The following is a 22,322-nucleotide window of genomic DNA, read 5'->3' as shown; positions in this document are numbered from 1 at the left end:
GAGAGAACATGATTAAAAAAATATTTCTATTATTGATTGCAGCGGCCGCCGTCGGTCTGTTCTTTCATTTTGACTTACACCAACTACTTACGCTTGATGGCTTAAAAGGGTCGATGGATCAGTTTAACCAATACAAAGAGCAGTCACCGTTACTAGTTATTGGTGGGTTCTTTTTACTATACGTAGTAGTAACTGCTCTCTCTTTACCAGGCGCCGCTATTTTAACACTTGCCGCAGGTGCATTGTTTGGCTTAGTTGAAGGCTTATTGGTTGCATCTTTTGCCTCAACTATTGGCGCAACACTTGCCTTTTTAGTATCGCGTTACTTACTACGTGACACTATTAAACAACGTTTTCCTGAGCGATTAGCCGCCATTGATGCAGGCGTTGAAAAAGAAGGTGGATTTTACTTATTTACGCTTAGATTAGTACCGGTGTTTCCGTTCTTTTTAATCAACTTACTAATGGGTGTTACTTCAATAAAGTCTTGGACTTATTACTGGGTAAGCCAAGCAGGTATGCTCGCCGGTACATTTGTATTTGTTAACGCAGGTACACAACTGGCGCAAATAGAAAGCTTATCTGGAATTTTATCATTCAACTTAATCTTATCATTCGCTTTATTAGGTATATTCCCATTCATTGCAAAAGGAATCTTAAACGTGTTTAAAAAGCGTCGCGTATACAAAAACTACACTAAGCCTAAAAAATTCGACCGTAACATGATTGTTATTGGCGCAGGCGCAGGTGGTTTGGTAACAAGTTATATAGCCGCTGCTGTTAAAGCAAAAGTAACCCTTATTGAAGCGGGCGAAATGGGCGGTGACTGTTTAAACTATGGTTGTGTTCCAAGTAAAGCAGTCATTAAAAGCGCTAAAATTGCAGAACAAATTCGCCATGGTGAAAACTACGGCCTAGAAAATGCGACACCGCAGTTTTCGTTCAAAAAAGTAATGGCACGTGTACATAAAGTTATTGCCGATGTAGCACCGCACGACAGCGTTGAGCGTTACACCAACCTAGGCGTAGATGTTGTAAAAGGTTACGGTAAATTAATAGACCCGTGGACTGTAGAAATTAAACTTAACGACGGTGGCACGCAAACACTCACCGCTCGTACTATTGTGATTGCCACTGGCGCGCGCCCATTTGTACCGCCACTACCTGGTATTGAAGAAACTGGCTATGTAACAAGCGATACGTTGTGGAATAAATTTGCAGAGCTAGATGAGGCACCTAAGAAACTTGTAGTACTTGGTGGTGGTCCAATTGGTAGCGAATTAGCACAAAGCTTTGCACGTTTAGGTTCAAGCGTTACGCAAATTGAAATGGCGGAGCGCATCATGATCAAAGAAGATCTGGAAGTGTCTACTTTTGCTCACGAAGCGTTAACCGAAAGTGGTGTTAATATTTTAACATCGCACCAAGCACTTCGCTGTGAAGCTCGCGATGGTAAAAAATATATTGTTGTTAAACATAACGACAAAGAAATAGATATTGAATACGACGAGCTATTATGTGCCGTTGGTAGAAGTGCACGCCTTAAAGGTTATGGCCTTGAAGAGCTTGGCATTGAAACAAACCGCACAGTAGTAACTAACGAATACCTAGAAACACTGTACCCTAATATTTTTGCAGCAGGCGATATTGTAGGTCCATACCAATTTACACATGTGGCAGCTCATCAGGGTTGGTACGCAGCGGTAAATGGCTTATTTGGTCACCTTAAAAAGTTTAAAGTAGATTACCGTGTTATTCCGTGGACTACGTTTATTGACCCAGAAGTAGCACGTGTTGGCTTAAACGAGCAAGACGCAAAAGACAAAGGCATAGATTACGAAATTACTCGCTTTGAATTTGAAGAGCTAGACCGTGCAATTACCGACAGCGCTACAAAAGGCTTTATTAAAGTGATTACACCCAAAGGCAAAGACAAAATATTGGGTGTTACTGTAGTATCTGAACACGCTGGCGATTTAATTGCTGAGTTTGTACTGGCAATGAAACACGGTTTAGGCCTTAACAAAATACTCGGTACTATACACAGCTACCCTACTTGGGCTGAAGGTAACAAGTACGCAGCAGGCGAGTGGAAACGCGCTCATGCACCTGAAAAAGTACTTAACATGCTTGAAAAATACCACACATGGCGCAGAGGCTAATATGTTTAAAACACCTCTAAAAGCATTGCTACTTGGTTCGGCTTTAGTTGTAACATCGTTTGCAACATCATTTTCGGCCCAAGCCCAAAACATGCACGATAGCTGGAATGCATTATTAAATAAGTATGTTGTCGCTATTAATCATAATCACAGTACTGAGGTTGATTACGCTGCTATAAAACGTGAGCATACACAGCTAAAAACGTATTTAGATTCGTTAACGGCTGTAACGCAAAGCGAATTTGACGCGTGGGAAAAGCCTAAGCAACTCGCTTTTTTAATCAATGCTTATAATGCGTGGACTGTTGAACTTATATTGACTAAGTATCCAGATCTTAAATCAATTAAAGACTTAGGGAGCTTTTTTAGCTCACCATGGAGTAAAGAGTTTGTGCCATTACTTGGCAAAACTCGCAGCCTTGATGATATAGAGCATGGTTTAATACGTGGCAGCGGTAAATACAACGACCCACGTATTCACTTTGCAGTAAATTGCGCGAGTATTGGTTGCCCAGCGCTTCGAGAAGAAGCCTATACAGCCACTGATTTAGAGAGCCAATTGCAAGAGCAAACAGTACGCTTTTTATCAGATATGACACGCAATATGGCTCAAGAAAATACGCTAGGCGTGTCTTCAATATTTAAATGGTACGGCGATGACTTTGAAAACGGTTTTAGAGGTGCAAACACGCTACAGCAGTTTTTCCTGCAATATAGCGATGCACTTAAACTGATACCCGCTCAGCAAAAAGCACTTAAAAATGATGACATGAAAGTTAAATTTTTAGACTACAACTGGGATTTAAATGTTCGCCATTAAGTTTTGGCAAACACTGGCGCGATACAGCTTTTGCTGTGTCGCGTTTTGCGTTTGTGTAATCGCAAATTTAGCTGTTTTTTCGAGCACTGCGTTTGCTAATCCCGTTATCAACTCAAAGAGTGAAAGTAATTTAGTAATAAACACACAACAGGGAGCTCGCTGGCAACAAGTTCAAACACTTGGTAGTAATCAAGATGTTTACTTTTATGCATGGGGCGGCGACGCGCAAATAAATGCCTATATTCAATGGGCAGCGCAGCAAGTTAAAACTAAGTACAACATTAACCTAGTGCATGTAAAATTAAGCGATACCAGCGAAGCAGTAAGCCGTGTACTTGCCGAAAAATCAGCAAACAATAACAACCAAGGCAGCGTAGATTTAATGTGGATCAACGGGGCTAACTTTGCCACCATGAGTGAGCACTCTCTGCTTTTAAAGCAATGGGCAAATAAACTCCCCTACTTTGCATTAACCGATCCGGCTAACAACCCTGCTGTAACCTTTGACTTTGGTTTACCTACCAATGGGATGGAGGCTCCATGGGGGCAAGCGTCACTTACATTTTATTACGACAGCATTGCAATAAATGGTAAGGCAAACAATAAATTGCCTACTACATTAAACGAATTATTAAACTGGAGCGCGCAAAACCCTGGTCGCTTTAGTTACCCAAAGCCGCCTGACTTTTTAGGTATGAGCTTTTTAAAATACGCCTTAGTTGTACTGCATCAGCAAAGCAGCAAAAATATTAAAGCGCAGCTAAACCAACCAGCTACCGCTTTAAATACTGCACAAGTGCTAAATCCGTTATGGGACTTTTTAGATAAATTACACCCAACTCTTTGGCGTGGTGGCACTCATTTTATGCAAAGTGGTGCTCAAATGCGCCGCTTAGTAGACGATACAGAGTTGAGTTTAGCCTTTACTTTTTCTGCACCTGAAGTACCCGCAGCTGTAAAACGCTATGATTTACCAAACAGCATTCGCAGTTACGCAATGAGTGATGGCAGTTTAAGTAATACCCATTTTGTGGCAATCCCTTACAATGCAAGCCACCAGCAAAGTGCGCAATTAGTGGCTAATTTTTTACTCAGCCCTGAGGCGCAAGCTCAAAAACAAAAAGCGCATATATGGGGCGATAAAAGCGTACTTATTCAATCAACGTTAACGCCTGATCAGCAAGCTTTATTTAAAACAGCTAAACCGCATCCAAGTGCACTGCCTTTAAACAGTATTAAACGCACATTGAGCGAACCTCATCCAAGCTGGGTAAACGCCATTATGCAAGGTTGGCAAACTCGTTATGGAGTAAGCCAATGAGTGTTATTTCAAAAAGTGTACCGATTAATACCAAAGCAACAACGCAGTGCAGCACCGATATGTTTACGCGCATTGTAAAATTTAGCCCGCGATTTTTACTCGCTTTACTTATACTACCCGTACTTGGTGGCTTAATTAGCGTATTGCTGCCTGCCTTTGGTTATGCGCCCGTACTTGAGCAAACAACGTTTAGCTTGCAAGGTTTTAATGCCCTTTGGCAAACACCCGGCCTCACCCAAATGGTTACCTTAAGCGTTGCAACGGGCTTAATAAGTACTTTGCTTGCATTTATTATTACCTTAATGATTTTAGCTGCGTTTTTTAATAGCCCGTGGCTTAACCGAATTCAGCGTTTATTGAGCCCTATATTAGTTATACCTCATGCCGCCGCGGCTATTGCGGTAGGGTTTTTAATTGCCCCTTCAGGTATGATTTCACGCTTAGCGTCGCCTTGGTTAAGCAGCTGGGAACTTGCGCCAAACGGCATGTTTCCGCATGATTCATTCGGTATTAGTATTATTTTAGGCTTAACACTAAAAGAGCTTCCCTTTTTATTATTAATGGCACTGGGCGTACTTGCTCAACCTGAGCTTGGCAAAAAATTACGCCAACAACATAAGGTTGCGCTTAACTTGGGTTATTGCCCAATGACCGCCTTTTTTAAAGTAATACTGCCAAGCCTTTATCCGCTGCTGCGTTTGCCCCTTTTAGCCGTGCTTGCCTATGCAAGTGCCAGTGTAGAAATGCCACTCATTTTAGGCCCAAATACACCACCCACATTGGCCGTTGCAATAATGCATTGGTTTAACGATGTTGATTTAAACCTGCGCATTAAAGCCTCAGCGGGCGCTTTATTACAACTGGCTGTTACAGGCGGGTTATTAGCCCTTTGGCTTGGCGCAGAAAAGGCCGTAAAAGTGCTATTTAGCGACTCTCTCACTAATGGAGTGCGCGAATACGGCGGATTTTATTGGCAAAAAATAACGGTCGTACTCACCACATTAGTAATTAGCTTCATATTGTTGTCACTTATTGGTTTAGTTATGTGGTCGGTTGCAGGCTTTTGGCGCTTTCCAGATGCAATGCCTGAGCAATTTACACTACTGCATTTTAAAAGTGCGCTAATGCAAATGAGCAGCCCGCTTTTTAATACCCTAGCAATCGGTTTAGTAACCACACTATTTGCCATTATTCTTACTTTATTGTGTTTAGAATCAGAGCAATTGAGTGATAAACCGATTTCTCGTTTTACCAGTTTAATTATTTACTTACCGTTATTAGTACCCAGTATTGCCTTTTTGTTTGGGTTAGTATGGATACAACAATTGGTAAATAACCAAGCCGCATTTTTTAATGTGGTACTTACGCATTTACTGTTTGTGTTGCCTTACGTGTTTTTGTCACTGGCGAGCAGTTATAGGCGCTTAGACCCTCGTTTTGCTCATGTTGCAGCAAGCCTAGGCGCAGCGCCATGCAAGGTGTTTTTTAAAGTAAAACTACCTCAGTTGTTTGCCCCTATTTTAATTGCAGCCGCACTGGGCTTAGCAATTAGTTTTGGACAATACCTCCCCACGCTTTTAGCTGGCGGCGGGCGCATAGCCACAATAACAACCGAAGCCGTTACGCTTGCCAATGGCGCAAGCAGACGCACCAGTGCCGTGTACGCTATTATGCAAATGGCGTTGCCACTTATTGGATTTATACTGGCATGGGTTTTACCTAAATATTTTTTCAAAAGTGCACGTGCTTAAAAGTGCACATATTTAAAGCACCCATGTTTAACACCATCAGGGTTAAGGTTTTTTAATGCAGTCATCGTTACAAATTAAAAATTGTCAGCTTTATCGCCAAAATGAGCTGCTACTTAGCTTAAACGAGCAAGTTAATGGCGGTGACATACTTACCATTATGGGGCCATCAGGCAGTGGTAAATCAAGCTTATTAAATTGGATTACGGGTACTTTACCAAGTAGCTTTAAGGCCAATGGAGAGGTGTGGCTTAATTGTCAAAATATCGATAACACCCCTCCACACTTGCGCCATATTGGAGTGCTTTATCAAGACGCTTTATTGTTTTCGCATTTAACTGTTGCTGGTAACATTGCCTTTGCAATGCCAAAAGGTAATAAAAAACAACGCCTTGAAAAAATAGAACACGCACTTGAGCAAGTAGGTCTTAAAGATATGGGCAATCGTCACCCCGATAACTTATCGGGCGGGCAACAAGCCCGTGTTGCATTATTACGTATGCTGCTGAGCGAACCTAAAGCCATTTTACTTGACGAACCCTTTAGCAAACTCGACACCCAACTGCGTGTTGATACACGCGAACTCGTGTTTAGCCAAATACGCGATCATAAGCTACCTGCAATTATGGTAACTCATGACCATAGCGATGCCGACGCTGCAAGTGGCAAACTCATTACTTTAAATAGCGCACTTTAATCCGTGGCTTTAATACGCATAAGGCAATAAACATGCTAGACAAATTTATCACCCCTGTAATTAAGCCACTTTTAACACCTGTGGTTACGCTTATGCATAAACGCGGCATAACCGCCGATCAGCTCACTGTTGTAGGCTTTTTAGTTGGCTTATTAGCTGTGCCATTACTGGCGTTTGGAATGTGGTACGGCGCATTAGTGGCCATTGCTTTAAATCGAATTTTAGATGGACTTGATGGCGCATTAGCACGCTATGCAAACCAAAGTTCAAGCGCGGGTGGCTTTTTAGATATCACACTCGACTTTTTATTTTACGCGGCTATTCCGCTTGGCTTTATTTTGGCAAACCCTGAGCAAAACGCGATAGCGGGATCGTTATTACTTGCCACTTTTATTGGTACGGGCTCAAGCTTTTTAGCTTTTGCGATTGCCGCAGAAAAATTTAAACTCGAAAAACCGCAATTTAAATACAAAAGCTTTTACTACTTAAACGGTTTAACCGAAGGCACTGAAACAATAGCGCTATTTATTGCATTTTGTATTTGGCCGCAGCACTTTGCAGTTATGGCGAGCATTTTTGCTATTGCATGTGGCATAACTATTTTTACCCGTATACATGGCGGTTATCATACGCTTAAGCAACAAGAAGCCGATGCTAACAAAGCAGCTGAAAACGTGCCTAACAGTGCAAATTCTGAGGTAATAAATGACTAATGAAGTATGGTGGCGACTCGGCTGCTTTTTTAGCATTTTAATTATAATGATGCTGCTTGAATGGCAAAAGCCTGCTCGCCAAGCACCTATTAAAAGCAGTACACGTTGGTTTGCTAATTTTGGATTAGTGTTTGCATCATCAGTTATTGCGCGCTTAGTGGTCCCTATTGGGTTAACCGCTGTTGCACTTTACAATCAAGAGCACGGCATTGGCTTATTTAATCAAATAGCCCTACCAAGCAGTTTAATTATTATATTGAGCATACTTTTACTCGATATATTAATTTATTGGCAGCATAGATTATTTCATCAAGTGCCTATATTATGGCGTTTGCACCGCGTTCACCACGCCGATGCACACGTAGATACAAGTACGGGCTTGCGCTTTCACCCTATCGAAATTGTACTGAGCATACTTATAAAACTCATTGCAGTAACTGCTCTTGGCCTACCTGCCATTGCGGTACTTATATTTGAAATAGCACTTAATGGTTTAGCATTATTTAATCATGCAAATATACGCCTACCTAATGCCATTGAAAAACCACTGCGTTTAATATTAATGACGCAAATATTGCATCGAATTCACCATAGCCAAGTGGTTAGTGAAACTAACTCAAACTATGGTTTTAGTGTAATTTGGTGGGATAAATTATTTGGTAGCTATAAAGATAAAGCTAAAAAAACCGACGCAGATATAAATATTGGCTTAAAAGAATACCCAAGCCAAAAGCAAAACGCCTCGCTTTGGGGTTTATTGATCATGCCATTTAAAAATAAGTAAACTGCGTATATTCTCGAATTAGCCCTATATTTAATAGGCTCTTATTAAAGAGCCTATTATCAATTAAGTAACACTAAAACGCCTCTTACCGTAAACTAATTGTAAATAAAATAAACAAATATGTTGACCATTTGCGTACTCCACAATATCATTTGTAAGCGCTTACAAAACACAATCTAAAATGTAAGCGCTTACAGCATGAAAAACAAAGCTCAAAAAACAATTAATCTGACAATAATCTGTTGAAACCGGGGTTCAGTTATGAACATTGAAACAACGCACATTACACGTTTACTTGCCGCTATCTCTTTAGTTACGTTAGCTGGCTGTGGTGGTGACTCTGCCACTAAATCAAATTTTGAAAATGTAGATGCCTCTGAGCCAGTATCAGATTGGCAAATGGTTTGGAGCGACGAGTTTGAAGGCTCAGCCATTGATACAAACAAATGGAACTATGAATTAAACTGCGATGGCGGTGGTAACAACGAGAAACAGTGTTACACCGACAGTGAGCAAAATGCATTCATTGCAGACGGTGTGTTAAACATTGTTGCCCTACCCGCTGAAGAGGGTGCAGAAAAACCTTACACTTCAGCGCGATTAAATACGCGTTACAACGCCGACTTTACATATGGTCGCTTTGAAGTGCGCGCCAAACTTCCATCAGGACAAGGTAGCTGGCCAGCATTTTGGATGCTGCCAACTGATGAAGTTTACGGCACTTGGCCTCGTTCTGGCGAAATAGATGTTTTAGAATCAGTAAACCTTAAAACACCAGATGAAGATGGCGGTATAGAGTCTAGTATCCACGGCACACTTCATTACGGACGTGCGTGGCCAGATAACAGCTACACAGGGCAAGAATACAAATTCCCTGAAGATACTAACCCGGCAGATGATTTCCACACGTATGCTGTTGAATGGCAAGAAGGTGAAATTCGCTGGTACGTAGACGGTTACCTTTATGCAACTCAGCGTCAATCAGAAGTTCGTACTAATGCAAGTGGTGAGGCTGTAGGCCTAAAACATCGTGGTTGGTTTGCAGAATACTTTGAACAAGGTTCTGGCGAACTTACAACGCATTGGGATAGCGCACCATTTGATAAAGACTTTCACTTATTGCTAAACCTAGCAGTAGGCGGTGACTGGCCTGAAAACGTAAATGATTTAGGTGTAGACGCTAGCGCATTTGAAAACGGCCAAACCTTTGCTATTGATTACGTACGTGTTTATCAATGTGCATCAAACCCTGAAACAGGTAAAGGCTGTGAAACTATTCGCCCAGGTTACAATAGCTTAGACGATGCTTTGCTTGAAGGCGATGCACCAATTCCTAGCCCACCTTCGACAGGCATTGCAACACCACTAACTATTTTTGGTGAATCATTTAATCCAAATTGGCCTGCATGGGATTGTTGTGGTGGTTCTACTCCCGCTATTGTTGCAGATGAAACCCAAGGTGATGTAGTTGAATTTGTAGTAGGTGCAGAACCCACTGTAATGGGTTTTATTAGCCGTGAAATTTTTATTACTGACGAAGCAGGAAAAGCCAGCCCATTTGATGCATCTCCAATGCTGGATGAAGGTTACGTTCGCTTTAAAATGAAAGTAACAAATGCACCAGGCACAGCTGATGCAGCTTGGCTTGTAAAACTTGAAAGTAATGAAGGTTCTAGCGCAGTAGAAATGCCGATTACAGACAGTGTTGAAGGCGTAAGCCCTGTTGTTGGCCAATGGCAAACTTATACATTTTTATTAAAAGATCTAGATGCCGCAGATTTAGATATTAGTGCAATTGATGTGATCATGGTGTTTCCAGCATGGGGCGCAGGTGAAGGCGCTGTTTATTTAATTGACGATGTTGAGATTACTCAAGATAACTTAGGCGTATCACCTGAACTTACTATTTTTACTGATGAGCAAAATCTAGCATGGCCAATGTGGGATTGTTGTGGTGGCTCAACCCCTGTTGAAGCTATGGATGATGAAGAACATGGTCTAACTGCAGAGTTTAGCATTGGTGCAGAGCCTACTGTGATGGGCTTTAATAGCCGCACATCGTCAGGTGGCGCAGGCGAATCGTTTGACGCTAGTAGCATTTTAGATGAAGGCGTTATTCAATTTGATTTAAAAGTAACCTCTACTCCTAGCGACCCAGCTACACCGTGGTTGTTTAAAGTTGAGTCAAATGGCGGCGACTCTGCAGTAGAGCTTGAGTTAACGGCAAGTGTTGAAGGCGTAGCGCCAGTTACTGGCGAGTGGCAAACATATACATTTAAATTGTCTGATCTTGCAGCTGCTGGCTTAGATGTAAGTACTATAGATGTACTGATGATTTTCCCAGCGTGGGGTGCAGGTGAAGGCTCTGTTTACCGTGTAGATAACGTTAAGATTTATAATCCAAATGCAGCGCCAGCTGCAACGGGTGAGCTTACTGTATTTAAAGATGCAGCTGCCGATCAGTGGAGTATTTGGGATTGTTGTGGTGGCTCTACACCAACAACAGAAACCGATGATGACGCGCATGGCGCAGTAGCGCAATTTAGCATTGGTTCTACTGCTACAGTAATGGGCTTTATTGCTGATGAAGACGTATCGTTCGATGCCTCTGCAATACTTGAAAATGGTGTAGTTCAATTTGATATGAAAGTTGTATCAGCCCCTTCAGATATTGACGCACAATGGCTATTTAAAATTGAATCAATTGGTACATCGAGTGCCGTAGAGCTTGCTTTATCTAGCAGTGTTGAAGGCCAGGCACCTGTAACGGGCGAATGGCAAACATACACCTTCCCTCTTCAGCAATTGTTTGATGCAGGCTTAGACATTAGCGCATTAAACGTAATTATGGTTTTTCCTAGCTGGGACATGGGCGATGGCGCGCTTTACCGTATAGACAACGTGATTATTGCAAATCCATAAAACACACACCAATAGGCGCTTAGCGCCTATTGCTACACAACAACATTTTATAAAGCAGAGCTATTATGAACACATTCAATTTTAAAAAGAGCCAACTTGCGGCTTCTGTGTCTCTCATCATTGCTGCGAGCACATTAAACACAGCTATTGCGGCAGAAGCAGAAACAAGCGTTTCATCTGATGTAGAAGTTATTGAAGTAAAAGGTATTCGTGGTTCACTTATTCGTTCTATGGATATGAAACGCGACTCTTCTGGTATTGTAGATGCCATTTCATCTGAAGAAATGGGTAAATTCCCAGATACCAACTTAGCAGAATCATTACAACGTATTACCGGCGTATCGGTGAGCCGTGCAAACGGTGAAGGTAGCCAAATTACAGTACGTGGTTTTGGCCCTGAGTTTAACTTAATAACCTTAAATGGCCGCCAAATGCCGGGCACAGGTTATACACGCTCGTATAACCTTGAAAACATCGCCTCTGAGGGAGTAAGTGCCCTTGAAGTGTTTAAAACAGCACGTGCAGACGTGCCAAGCGGTGGCTTAGGTGCAACTGTAAATATTTCTACTGCACGCCCTTTTCAAAAGCCGGGTCAAAACTTTTCAGCTACCGTTAAAGCAAACCACGATTCGTCAAACGAAGCTGGCAATGACGTAACACCAGAGTTTTCTACTGTTTACAGCAATACTTTTGTAGATGACACTTTTGGCTTTGGTTTTTCGTTTTCGCACCAAGAGCGTGACTTTCAAAAACAAAGTGCAAATATTCAAGGCTGGCAGGCAAACGTAGACTTACCTGAATTAGATAGCAGCAACGTCGTTGATAACCGCACAGACCCTGCAGGTAACTACTATTTCCCTAAAGACATGAACTACTCTATTGAAGATGTAGAACGTGAACGTACAAACGGACAAGTTACCTTTCAATACGCACCGGTAGATGGCTTTGTAGCAACACTTGATTACACAGCAAGTAAAGCAGTTACAGGTTCACAGAGTATTGGTTGGGGTATTTGGAACGACTTTGGTAGCAATATAAATGGCTACGAACTAGATGAAAATGGTACAGCTGTTTATGCTGATATTAGCGGTAACGATGCGTCATTCACTGCTAATAAAGGCACTACAGAAGTAAAAGCACGCTCACTTGGTTTAAACCTAGATTGGGAAATTAGTGACACGTGGCACGTAGAGCTTGATTACCACGACTCTAAAAACGAAACTGATAACGGCGCCGACAATGGGCTGGGAAGTGCCGGCCAAGTAATTTTAGGTTCTGATCAGCTAGCTAATAAAATTTATGATTACCGCACGGGCGAAGTACCCAGTGCACAAGTTAATTGGTTAAATGGCACAAGTGAATTAACGCCTGGCGAAATTGATTCAAACTTTAGTCAGTTTACTCACTCACCGGGTGAGTCAAACATTGAACAATTACAGCTACATACAACATGGTATAACGAAAGTTATGACATTGGTTTAGTTAAAGTAAAATTTGGCGCATCACGTACAGAACAAAACACCGGTGGTTACACCGCATGGAGTGGTTTAGTAGGTGGTCCAGGCTTTAACCCATCGTATACAGAAATATTCCCAGATAGCATGTTTACTCGCCACGATACATCGGGCCTTTTAGATCAATTTGAAGGCGGCGGCAGCAACTTACAACCTGGTTACTACTATACCTACGATTTTGACGAAGCTGTTGCACGCCAAATAGCTTATTTAACAGCTGATGTAACCGGTGGCGATGCATACGCCGCAAATGCATATATGGATGGTATTGACAGCGAAAGCTACGTAGAAGAAATCACTAATAGCTTTTACGTTCAATCAAGCTGGGAATTTGACGTAAGTAACTACTACGTAAAGGTAAATGCAGGCCTACGCTATGAGCAAACAGACGTAACCAGTACTGTACGTCAACGCGTTGAAGATCAAGTTAATTGGATCAGCGCTTCTGAGTGGATCATGCAATACGCTGCTGGCGGCGATGATAACTTCTTAGAGCAACAAGGTGATTACGATGTTTTACTGCCTTCAATCGACGTAAGTGTTGATTTAACTGAAGACGTAGTAGCCCGCGTATCTTGGGGTAAAACAATGTCGCGTGCACCACTGGGTAATTTAGCCGGTGGCCGCAGCTTAACAGGCAGCCCAAAACCAGGTTCTCGCACAGGTAGCCAAGGTAATACAAACTTATTGCCGTTTGAATCAACAAACCTTGATTTATCACTTGAGTATTACTACGCAGAAGGCAGCTACGCATCTGTTGGTTACTTTAAAAAAGACGTTGATAACTTTATTCAAACCACCATTACGCAAACTACTATTGATGGCTTGCACGATATTTTAAACGGCCCTCGTTACTTACAAGCCGTAAGCGATATTGAATCACGTGGTGAGCAAGCAACAACCGACGCTATTTTTGCACAAATGATTGCCAGCGGTTACGGCAATGCAAATGGCGTTATTGAACCAAACAGCGACGATCCGCTAATTACATGGAATATTAGCCAACCACAAAACACCGACAGTAAATCGGTAGATGGTTTTGAAGTAGCTGTTCAGCACTTAATTGGTGAAACCGGTTTTGGTGTTGGTGTTAACGCAACGTTTGTAGATGGCGACGTTGAATTTGATAGCGAAAGCCTTGATCAACAAGCACCGCTTACGGGCTTAAGTGACTCAGCTAACTTCCAAGGCTTTTACGAAAAAGATGGCCTATCAGTTAAAATTACTTACGCTTGGCGCGACTCGTATCTAATTGGTGTTGGCCAAGCACAAGGTTCAGCTGATGCGCCTCCGCAATATGCTAAAGCGTATGGCCAGTGGGATATGAGCGTTAACTACGATGTAAACGAAAACGTAACGGTATTTTTTGATGGCATAAACTTAAATAATGCCACCGAAGAAGGTTACGGACGTTACGAAGAGCAGTTCTTATTTGCTAATCAATACGGTCCGCGTTACTCAATAGGTGCTCGTTACACGTTCTAACTAAATTTCCTTTAGTAAAAAATGCAAAAAACCGCTCACTGAGCGGTTTTTTTATTGTCTCAAGTTATAATTTTTAATAAATGGTACCAATCTGTTTATATATAGGGACTACTTAACGTTAAGAAAATTACGCTAGAACTAGACACAAATTTTTTACCTAGTTGTTCTAAATAAAAATTTCAGCGACATTATAGTGCAATTTAATTCACTAAATTGCTCAAAGATTCATGCCGTTTGGTATGATTATATATACATACCGCCCGATACCTCAAGCCGTTGACCTGTCATCCAACGGTTTTCGTCCGCTAATAAGTTAGCAATCATAGGCCCTATATCGTCTGTTACACCAACTCTGCCCATTGCCGTTTGTGATGTAATAAACGCATTTACTTCATCGTTATCACGAACGACACCATTACCAAAGTCGGTTTCAATTGCACCAGGGGCTATAACATTTACCGTAATATTTTTAGGTGCAAGTTCTTGAGCTAAATACCTTGTCATTACTTCTATTGCACCTTTGGTCATTGCATAAGTAATATGACCTGGTAATGAAAAACGCGTTAAACCACTTGATAAATTAATAATACGACCACCGTTTTTTATAAAGGGTAACAATGTTTGGGTAACAAAAAATACTCCCCTTAAGTTAATATTTATCAACGTATCAAAAGTTGATTCACTTGTGTCTGCAAAACTGCTAGTAAGCCCCACCCCTGCATTATTAATTAAGTAATCAAACTCACTTTGTTGCCAATGAGTCTGCAGGACATTTTGTAGTTGTTGTGCAAAATCCTCAAAGCCGAGCATATCACTTACATCTAATTGCAATGCAATCGCTTTAGAGCCTAGCTCCTGTACTTGCTTTACAACCTCTTTTGCTTCTTTTTCATGACGACGGTAAGTAAAAATGCAATCGATATTTTGCTTTGCAAGGCAAAGCACCGTGCTTTTACCAAGCCCACGATTACCACCGGTGATCACTGCAATTCGTTTGTTCATTGTTATATCCTGTTGAAAATAAAAGCGGGGAGTTAAATAACTTCCAAGCCAGTATATTTTTTCAAGCAACAAAGATAAACAGGCTGAAAAGAGTTACACTGTTCAAAATAAACGAACAATAAACAGTGTTATGAAAGACCTAAACGCAATACGTATTTTTATTAAAGTAGCGCAACTCAGTAGTTTTTCTAAAGCAGCAAAAAGCTTAAATCTTCCTAAGTCAAGTGTATCGCAAGCAGTAACCATGCTTGAAAGTACATTAAATACGCGTTTATTACACCGTACTACACGCACTGTAAATATGACTTCAGACGGTGAGCTATTTTATCAACGTGCACTAGGAATTATCAGCGACGCTGACGATTTAAAAAATTTATTTGTAAGTGAGGATAAAGGTTTAACAGGCCGAATACGTGTAGATATGCCACAAGCTGTTAGTCGAGATACCATCATTCCAAACTTAAGTTCGTTTTTAAAAATGCACCCAAATCTTGAAATAGAACTTGGCAGCTCCGATAGACGAGTAGATGTCATTAAAGAAGGATTTGATTGCGTAGTAAGAGTGGGCGAACTTACCGACTCATCGTTAATTGCACGACGTTTGGGCAGCTTTAAAGTTTTAAATTGCGTAAGCCGTTATTATGTAAAAAATCATGGTTTACCTAAAACTCTTAACGATTTAAAAAATCATTACATTGTTCGCTACAGTCAAACACTTGGTATCCCTGATCCGGGTTTCGAATATTTAGATAGCAATAATCAATTGCAATCAATAACGATGAAAAGCCAGCTTACTGTTAACTCCTCAGAGGCATATTTAAGCGCAGTACTGAGTGGTTTCGGGCTTATTCAATCACCTATTCACGGTATAAGTAAATACCTTGAATCTGGCGAACTTATACAAGTTTTGCCTCAATACGCGATGCCCGACCTACCAATCAATATTTTGTACCCAAATAGACACCACCTACCCAAGCGCGTAAGTGCATTTATGCTTTGGCTTGAAGAACAATTGAGCGTCTTTACAAAGTAATAATCTGTGCGTTATTCATTTTGCGCTAAAGCATCGTTACTTAGCCACGATAGTTGGCAGCAAGAAGTAAAGGAAAACCCCATAATAGCATCATCAGAACATTAGCATTTAAGTGGATACGAATACTGTTTAGGTGCTGGAAAACACATACGCCCTACGATGAATCAACTTACTTAACCGCATTGAAAAGTAAGGGATCACCGCTGTTAAAATTTGCGGTGGAAAGTGAGCTTTAGCGCTTGCTGTCCACCTCAGGGCGTGTTGTTATATTTAAATTTAAGATAGCCTAGTTATTATTTTGGCAACCCATTTATCATGGTGCTTGCTAGGTGCGAAAGATAAAAACATACCAATAATTGGAAATATTCCAGTAAAAATGGCGGCAATTATTTTAGAACCTTCATCTTTAGTTGGTACACCGTTTATTTCAATTACGGCATTTGGATCTAATGCTGCTTGAACAAAAATGAAAACTAATGCTTCCAATGATTATTAGAGTTCCACCCGCAAGCCGGCTTAAACCTACAACTATATCGACTTTTTTCTGTAATTCAGCGTCCATACTATCCTTTAAATATAACGCCGCATTAAGCGGACTAATACTGTGTAGCGAAGCGGAACGTAACCCACTGTTTTAGTTCCGTTTAAATGCCTTGTTAAGTTGCTTTTCTCCTAACAAATTTCACGATTTTATTTGTAGAAAAGTCATAATGAATTACACCATTTTTATAAGATTGATCCATTACCGATTTACTATTACGAAATGTAGAACGATGCTTTAATTTAAACTCAAATAAACCAGATTTTATGTTTAATCCACTTTTCTCTAAATAATAGTCATATGCTTCATCACCTTTTTCTTTTAAAAAAGATAAAGTAGCAATGTACGCTTTTCTCTCAAGTTCAGACTCAGCCTCGTAAGACCCGAAGAATGTATACCCATCAGGCGGCCCTATCGTAACTGTTTTAGCTTCAGTTTGAATTGATAACAAAGCTAGAATTATGAGTATAAATTTCATGAGCAACTTAACACCCGCATAACGGGCAAAAATACGTAGGCTACAATACCAAGCGAAGCGCAGGGAGCCTACGTGTTTTTGTCCCTTGCGAGCGCAGCGAGTGTTAATGCGTTTGTTAGATATTCTTTGCCAAAAACTTCAAGAGAACACTTTGCGTGTAAGACAGCATTTCCATCCGTTCTTTGCTGGTTGTACTTTTTACTTCTGCCCAACGACCATGTCTCACTGGACTGGCAAAGTTAGTAATCTTAGTGTCCACATCTTCACGATTAGTACCAAGATCTTTGTGCAAATCTAACCAGCCTTGCGAACCTTGTCCTGTATTATACGACTTAGTTATTGCTTCAAGCGCTCGGTAACAATAAAAAGCACAATCCATAGTGTCAGTGATTGCTCTCATATAATCTCTTAAAGCCATCCTAAAATAGACGTTTTTAACAGAAAAATGTAGGGAATCATTAAATACTTTTGTTTGTTCAAATTCGTTTTTTGTGTCCGCTTTAACGCCAAACACAACCGCCTGATCTTGTTCGTCAGACCCAAATACATTGATAATTTCTACAGAGTAACCGCAGTTTAAAGAGAAACCCAAAGCGCTAACTATCATTTGCGCATTATGCTCTACGGTTAATTTAGCACTAACTATATCTTTAATTGGAGTATCGAATATTGCATTTAACTGACCAGCATCACAGGTAATTTTTAAATACCCGTGTTGCTTCATGTCCATTGCTATTTCACTAAACTGAACAGCTGCTCTTTCTGGAAGAACTTTGCCGGAAATAAAATACTTCATCCTGAATACCTAACAATTTTGTCTACGACATTTGTCGTTTTATAAACCGACAAATGTCCCTATATTACAATGCATTTATCTTAGCTAGCAAATAACCAACTGTAAACAACTAGTTAACTACAAAGAAATCTCCGTTAATGCTGTAATACACCTAAATGGAGGAGATCAGTAATATCCGACAATGCATAAATCACTGCACATTTTTAGAGCAGCTTTTTATAAAAAGTTAATATCATAAAATCGTTTTTTAAACGCAGGTAATGAGTTATTTGATGCGCTTAGGTTTTAACGTTTTGAATGCGGCTGATATTGTAATTCTGTATTACAACAAACTTAAAGTAGTGTTGTGAGCACTGTGAAATAAAAGCACTTTAAAATAAAAACACTCTAAATAAAAAAGCGCTACAAATATGCAGCGCCCTCATCACTTAATAGTTGTTGTGTACAAGTTTGAACTGTTTTATTAAAAGAAGCCGAGCGGATCTTCGCTGTAGCTCACTAATAGGTTTTTAGTTTGTTGGTAGTGATCAAGTGCTAGTTTGTGTGTTTCTCGCCCTATTCCTGATTTTTTATAACCACCAAATGCAGCATGTGCTGGGTACATGTGGTAACAGTTTGTCCACACTCGACCAGCTTCAATTTTACGTCCCATGGTGTAAGCACGATTCATGTTTCTACTCCACACCCCTGCACCTAAACCAAACTCAGAGCTGTTGGCAAGTTCGAGTGCTTCGGCTTCATCTTTAAAGGTCGACATTGAAATAACAGGGCCAAAAATCTCTTCTTGGAACACACGCATATCGTTCGTGCCCTTTAATAACGTAGGCTGTATGTAATAACCACCATTTAAATCGTCACTTAGCTGCTCTACATTGCCACCTGTAAGTACCTCTGCACCTTCTTTTTTGCCTATTTCAATGTAGCTCAGTATTTTATCAAATTGTGCTTTTGAAGCTTGTGCGCCCACCATTGTTTCACTATCGAGCGGGTTACCGCGCTTAATTTTTTGGGTACGCTCGAGTATTCGTTCAATAAACTGCTCGTAAATATCTTCTTGAATAAACAGCCTTGATGGGCACGTACACACCTCGCCTTGGTTAAAGTAAGCAAGCACGGCGCCTTCTATTGCTTTGGATAAAAACGCGTCGTCTTTTTCCATTACATCATTAAAAAATATATTAGGTGATTTACCACCGAGCTCGACCGTTGAAGGAATAATATTTTCAGCAGCGCATTTCAAAATATGTGAGCCCACAGGCGTTGAACCTGTAAATGCAATTTTAGCGATGCGTTTGCTTGTGGCCAGTGCTTCGCCTGCTTCTTTACCGAAGCCGTTTACTATATTTAATACGCCTGCAGGGAGTAAATCGCCAATTATCTCCATTAAAACTAAAATAGAAGCTGGTGTTTGCTCAGCCGGTTTTAAAATTACGCAGTTACCTGCAGCAAGTGCTGGTGCGAGTTTCCAGGCGGCCATTAAAATAGGGAAGTTCCACGGAATAATTTGCCCAACAACACCTAGTGGCTCGTGAAAATGATACGCAACGGTGGTTGCGTCTATTTCACCTATAGTGCCGTCTTGCGATCGTAGGCATCCTGCAAAGTAGCGAAAGTGATCTGCCGCTAGCGGAATATCTGCAGCGAGTGTTTCACGAATTGCTTTACCGTTATCCCATGTTTCGGCAACAGCTAGTAACTCTAGGTTTTGCTCAATTCGGTCGGCTATTTTTAGCAGTATGTTACTTCGGTCGGTCACCGATGTTGTGCCCCACTGCTCTCGCACTGCATGCGCTTTGTCGAGAGCCAGCTCTATGTCGTCTTTGTCTGAACGCGGTATTTGGCAAAATACCTTACCGTTTACTGGGCTTATATTATCAAAATATTGGCCATTTACAGGCTTTACCCACTCTCCGCCAATGTAGTTTCCGTATTGTTGTTTAAAGTTTACGAGTGCGCCGTCGCTACCTGGATTTGCATATATCATGTGTGTGCTCTCTTTATTGTTGTTAGCTAAAGGTCGAACATTTATATAAAACAAAATGCTTTATATTTAATCAGTGTTGTTTGACATTAGCCTAACGAGCACCTAAAAACTTGATTAGCTGTCCACAAAAGTTGTCTGTGGGTCCACACTAATAAAAAACTAAAGGATTGATATGCACACATCTCAGTTAAACAAAAAACGCCAGCAACTTGATGTTTTAATAGAAAATAAAGTGACATTTGCGGCAGATAATAGTGAATTGAGTATTTACGACACATATCAAAGCGCGCAAAAGGTGGCACTGCACTCAAACGAGCTGCTGTTTTGCGCCATGCTTAGCGGCAAAAAGGTAATGCACGTAGAAAGCAGCCAATACCATAAAGCATTTTTACCACACGAGTCGTTTGTATTAGCGCCAGAGCAAGGTGTTTTAATTGATTTTCCACAGGCATCAATGCACGCCCCAACTACTTGTTTAGCTATTGAAATTAGCACCGACAAAATAACTAGCGTGGCGAATGCACTTAACATGCAGCAAAACTTTGCACACGATGGCTTATTTGAATATGTACCTCAGTTAGTGCATACCCAACATAATATTCAAACGCAGCAATTATTAGAGCGCATGGTGCATTTATTTAGCGAGCAAGGCGCACAGCGACATTACTTGATTGATTTGTCGTTAAACGAATTGATCACCCGTTTATTACAACAACAAAGCCGCGAGCTATTGCTGGCTAGCTGCGATAAGCCACGCCTTAAAACAAAAGTCAGCGATGCCCTGCTTTATATTGAAGAACACTTAAGTGAAACGCTCGACATAAATACCTTATGCAAAATAGCCTGCATGAGCCGCAGTAAGTTTTATCAGCAGTTTAAACTTGCATTTGGCACTAGCCCAGCCCTTTGGCAGCAACAATTAAGACTTAAAAAAGCGCGTACTCAATTGCTACAAGGCCATGCAATTAGTAAAGTTTGCTTTGATGTTGGATTTAATAGCGCGAGCCACTTTAGTCGTTTATTTAAACAAACGTTTGGCATTGCGCCTAAAGAGTGTCGACATTAGCCCTAAAATCTTATTTTTTTACTTTGCTAACGCCCTGAATATGTTAGTTTATTAACATGAGTATTGAGTAAAGAATTGGTATGAGTAAGCAAACCCGCTGGACCCTAAAAAGTATTGCTAAAGAGTTAGGTGTTTCTAACGCGACAGTATCTAATGCGTTTAATCGCCCTGATCAGCTATCGGCTAAACGCCGAGACGATATTCTTGCAGCGTGTAAAACTTTGGGCTATTACGGACCTAATAAGGCCGCGCAATCATTGCGTAATGGCACATTTAATATTGTTGCTTTAGTGTTGCCCGATAGTGTGGAATACATGGTGTCGGACCCTGTGGCTAGTAGCTTTATGCGCGGTGTTACCTCGGTGCTTGAAAAAAACGGCATTAATATTTTATTGTTTTCAGGTAATAGCGATAACCTTAATAACGTGGTCGACTTTGTAGATGGCTTTATTTGTTATGGCCGCCCTCGTAATAATGCGTTAGTTGAGCAGTTAAAAACAGTGTCTAAACATGTAGTGACAATTGATTTTGATATTGCTCGCAATGCCTCTGTAAATATTAATAACGAACAAGCAAGTTACGAAATTGCTAAACACGTACTGCATAATCAAAGCGATAAAGTGGCTATATTAGGGCTTAGGCTACTTGATGAAAACGTATTATGCCGCGTGTATGAGCATCACGAATTTGAAACCGGACAATCTATTTCGCATCAACGTTTACGCGGATATCAACGCGCTTTAAGCGAGGCAAATATTACGGTGGCTGACGATCGCATTTGGAACATTCCTGAAAGTAGCGAGCGTTTTGCAATTATTGCTGCTAAAGAGGTTTTAAGTGCCTCCCCTCGTCCTAACGTTATTATTTGTATGAGTGATTTAATTGCCCTTGCCACAATGCGAGAAGCAATAAAACAAGGCATAAAAATAGGTGAAGAACTGCGTATTGTGGGCTTTGATGGTATTGATGAAGCAGCCCGGTTTGTACCTCGCCTCACCACTATTCATCAAAACAGCCAAGAAAAAGGCGTTATAGCCGCTGAATTATTTATTTCTAAAGAAGAAAAAACTAAGGAAGTCAGTTACGAATTAGAGATTGGTGCGAGTAGTTAGCTTACAAACCTTGTAATAGTTTGTCCCGTCCTAAAATACGTTGACGGTTTTAAATGAAGGCCAGTAGCTTTTGCTCCTGGTCTTTTTTATGCACTTGGTTTGGTGTTTTCATTCCTAAACTTAAATGCGGCCTCAATTCATTGT

17 protein-coding genes and 1 pseudogene are annotated in these 22,322 nt (G+C 40.8%); 13 read left to right on the top strand and 5 right to left on the bottom strand.

Annotated elements, in window-relative coordinates:
• The first annotated feature begins 8 nt into the window (after positions 1–8).
• The 9 genes from H5087_RS17665 (at position 9) to H5087_RS17625 (ending at position 14,166) form a co-directional block, all read left to right on the top strand.
• Complete coding sequence (locus tag H5087_RS17665; protein ID WP_182672880.1) at positions 9–2,162, top strand: FAD-dependent oxidoreductase; 2,154 nt, start codon at positions 9–11, stop codon at positions 2,160–2,162.
• Position 2,163: 1 nt separating this feature from the next.
• Positions 2,164–2,982, top strand: a complete 819-nt coding sequence (locus H5087_RS17660; RefSeq protein ID WP_182672879.1) for a DUF547 domain-containing protein — start codon at positions 2,164–2,166, stop codon at positions 2,980–2,982.
• Positions 2,969–4,303 (top strand): ABC transporter substrate-binding protein, encoded by a 1,335-nt coding sequence (locus tag H5087_RS17655; protein WP_182672878.1) that lies wholly within the window; start codon positions 2,969–2,971, stop codon positions 4,301–4,303. The genes H5087_RS17660 and H5087_RS17655 overlap by 14 nt, the downstream gene beginning before the upstream one ends.
• Positions 4,300–6,054 carry an ABC transporter permease gene (locus tag H5087_RS17650; RefSeq protein WP_182672877.1) on the top strand — a complete coding sequence of 585 codons (1,755 nt, stop codon included), beginning with the start codon at positions 4,300–4,302 and terminating at the stop codon, positions 6,052–6,054. Before H5087_RS17655 ends, H5087_RS17650 begins: the two co-directional genes overlap by 4 nt.
• 55 nt (positions 6,055–6,109) lie before the next feature.
• Positions 6,110–6,748: an ATP-binding cassette domain-containing protein gene (locus tag H5087_RS17645; protein WP_182672876.1), complete on the top strand. Its 639-nt coding sequence runs from the start codon at positions 6,110–6,112 to the stop codon at positions 6,746–6,748.
• A gap of 32 nt (positions 6,749–6,780) precedes the next feature.
• Positions 6,781–7,461, top strand: a complete 681-nt coding sequence (locus H5087_RS17640) for a CDP-alcohol phosphatidyltransferase family protein (RefSeq protein ID WP_182672875.1) — start codon at positions 6,781–6,783, stop codon at positions 7,459–7,461.
• Positions 7,454–8,245, top strand: coding sequence for a sterol desaturase family protein (locus H5087_RS17635; protein WP_182672874.1), 792 nt, complete (start codon positions 7,454–7,456; stop codon positions 8,243–8,245). Before H5087_RS17640 ends, H5087_RS17635 begins: the two co-directional genes overlap by 8 nt.
• A 261-nt stretch (positions 8,246–8,506) precedes the next feature.
• Positions 8,507–11,167 carry a glycoside hydrolase family 16 protein gene (locus H5087_RS17630; protein WP_182672873.1) on the top strand — a complete coding sequence of 887 codons (2,661 nt, stop codon included), beginning with the start codon at positions 8,507–8,509 and terminating at the stop codon, positions 11,165–11,167.
• Positions 11,168–11,232: 65 nt separating this feature from the next.
• Positions 11,233–14,166, top strand: coding sequence for a TonB-dependent receptor (locus H5087_RS17625; protein WP_182672872.1), 2,934 nt, complete (start codon positions 11,233–11,235; stop codon positions 14,164–14,166).
• A 243-nt stretch (positions 14,167–14,409) separates the two neighbouring features.
• Here H5087_RS17625 and H5087_RS17620 read toward each other — a convergent pair whose 3' ends face one another.
• Positions 14,410–15,168: an SDR family NAD(P)-dependent oxidoreductase gene (locus H5087_RS17620; protein ID WP_182672871.1), complete on the bottom strand. Its 759-nt coding sequence runs from the start codon at positions 15,166–15,168 to the stop codon at positions 14,410–14,412.
• 130 nt (positions 15,169–15,298) lie between these two features.
• Here H5087_RS17620 and H5087_RS17615 point away from each other — a divergent pair, with 130 nt between their 5' ends.
• Together H5087_RS17615 and H5087_RS20230 are read left to right on the top strand one after the other, a co-directional pair.
• Entirely contained in the window at positions 15,299–16,201 is a 903-nt protein-coding gene (locus H5087_RS17615; protein WP_182672870.1) for a LysR family transcriptional regulator, read from the top strand.
• 62 nt (positions 16,202–16,263) lie between these two features.
• Positions 16,264–16,437: pseudogene (locus H5087_RS20230) on the top strand (IS110 family transposase); the annotation flags it as partial.
• Between the two features lie 40 nt (positions 16,438–16,477).
• Here the strand turns inward: H5087_RS20230 and H5087_RS17610 are convergent.
• From H5087_RS17610 to H5087_RS17595, 4 genes are all read right to left on the bottom strand, one after another.
• Positions 16,478–16,687 (bottom strand): hypothetical protein, encoded by a 210-nt coding sequence (locus tag H5087_RS17610; protein ID WP_182672869.1) that lies wholly within the window; start codon positions 16,685–16,687, stop codon positions 16,478–16,480.
• 170 nt (positions 16,688–16,857) lie between these two features.
• The gene (locus tag H5087_RS17605; RefSeq protein ID WP_182672868.1) at positions 16,858–17,220 is read right to left on the bottom strand and encodes a hypothetical protein; all 363 of its coding nucleotides are present in this window, start codon (positions 17,218–17,220) and stop codon (positions 16,858–16,860) included.
• A gap of 115 nt (positions 17,221–17,335) precedes the next feature.
• Positions 17,336–18,016, bottom strand: coding sequence for a hypothetical protein (locus tag H5087_RS17600; RefSeq protein WP_182672867.1), 681 nt, complete (start codon positions 18,014–18,016; stop codon positions 17,336–17,338).
• Between the two features lie 463 nt (positions 18,017–18,479).
• Positions 18,480–20,000, bottom strand: a complete 1,521-nt coding sequence (locus H5087_RS17595) for an aldehyde dehydrogenase family protein (RefSeq protein ID WP_149593193.1) — start codon at positions 19,998–20,000, stop codon at positions 18,480–18,482.
• A gap of 172 nt (positions 20,001–20,172) precedes the next feature.
• Between H5087_RS17595 and H5087_RS17590 the strand changes: the two genes are divergently transcribed.
• Positions 20,173–21,066 (top strand): AraC family transcriptional regulator, encoded by an 894-nt coding sequence (locus H5087_RS17590; protein ID WP_182672866.1) that lies wholly within the window; start codon positions 20,173–20,175, stop codon positions 21,064–21,066.
• Between the two features lie 80 nt (positions 21,067–21,146).
• Positions 21,147–22,178 carry a LacI family DNA-binding transcriptional regulator gene (locus tag H5087_RS17585; protein WP_182672865.1) on the top strand — a complete coding sequence of 344 codons (1,032 nt, stop codon included), beginning with the start codon at positions 21,147–21,149 and terminating at the stop codon, positions 22,176–22,178.
• Positions 22,179–22,322 lie beyond the last annotated feature (144 nt).

This window comes from Pseudoalteromonas sp. SR43-7, from assembly GCF_014163785.1.
Classification (GTDB): domain Bacteria; phylum Pseudomonadota; class Gammaproteobacteria; order Enterobacterales; family Alteromonadaceae; genus Pseudoalteromonas; species Pseudoalteromonas distincta.
This window is presented reverse-complemented; position numbering and strand designations above follow the sequence as displayed.

Excerpts from the sequence above, each read along its gene's own strand:
- H5087_RS17665 (WP_182672880.1), top strand. The coding sequence starts at position 9 with ATGATTAAAAAAATATTTCTATTATTGATTGCAGCGGCCGCCGTCGGT.
- H5087_RS17660 (WP_182672879.1), top strand. The coding sequence starts at position 2,164 with ATGTTTAAAACACCTCTAAAAGCATTGCTACTTGGTTCGGCTTTAGTT.
- H5087_RS17655 (WP_182672878.1), top strand. The coding sequence starts at position 2,969 with ATGTTCGCCATTAAGTTTTGGCAAACACTGGCGCGATACAGCTTTTGC.
- H5087_RS17650 (WP_182672877.1), top strand. The coding sequence starts at position 4,300 with ATGAGTGTTATTTCAAAAAGTGTACCGATTAATACCAAAGCAACAACG.
- H5087_RS17645 (WP_182672876.1), top strand. The coding sequence starts at position 6,110 with ATGCAGTCATCGTTACAAATTAAAAATTGTCAGCTTTATCGCCAAAAT.
- H5087_RS17640 (WP_182672875.1), top strand. The coding sequence starts at position 6,781 with ATGCTAGACAAATTTATCACCCCTGTAATTAAGCCACTTTTAACACCT.
- H5087_RS17635 (WP_182672874.1), top strand. The coding sequence starts at position 7,454 with ATGACTAATGAAGTATGGTGGCGACTCGGCTGCTTTTTTAGCATTTTA.
- H5087_RS17630 (WP_182672873.1), top strand. The coding sequence starts at position 8,507 with ATGAACATTGAAACAACGCACATTACACGTTTACTTGCCGCTATCTCT.
- H5087_RS17625 (WP_182672872.1), top strand. The coding sequence starts at position 11,233 with ATGAACACATTCAATTTTAAAAAGAGCCAACTTGCGGCTTCTGTGTCT.
- H5087_RS17620 (WP_182672871.1), bottom strand. The coding sequence starts at position 15,168 with ATGAACAAACGAATTGCAGTGATCACCGGTGGTAATCGTGGGCTTGGT.
- H5087_RS17615 (WP_182672870.1), top strand. The coding sequence starts at position 15,299 with ATGAAAGACCTAAACGCAATACGTATTTTTATTAAAGTAGCGCAACTC.
- H5087_RS17605 (WP_182672868.1), bottom strand. The coding sequence starts at position 17,220 with ATGAAATTTATACTCATAATTCTAGCTTTGTTATCAATTCAAACTGAA.
- H5087_RS17600 (WP_182672867.1), bottom strand. The coding sequence starts at position 18,016 with ATGAAGTATTTTATTTCCGGCAAAGTTCTTCCAGAAAGAGCAGCTGTT.
- H5087_RS17595 (WP_149593193.1), bottom strand. The coding sequence starts at position 20,000 with ATGATATATGCAAATCCAGGTAGCGACGGCGCACTCGTAAACTTTAAA.
- H5087_RS17590 (WP_182672866.1), top strand. The coding sequence starts at position 20,173 with ATGCACACATCTCAGTTAAACAAAAAACGCCAGCAACTTGATGTTTTA.
- H5087_RS17585 (WP_182672865.1), top strand. The coding sequence starts at position 21,147 with ATGAGTAAGCAAACCCGCTGGACCCTAAAAAGTATTGCTAAAGAGTTA.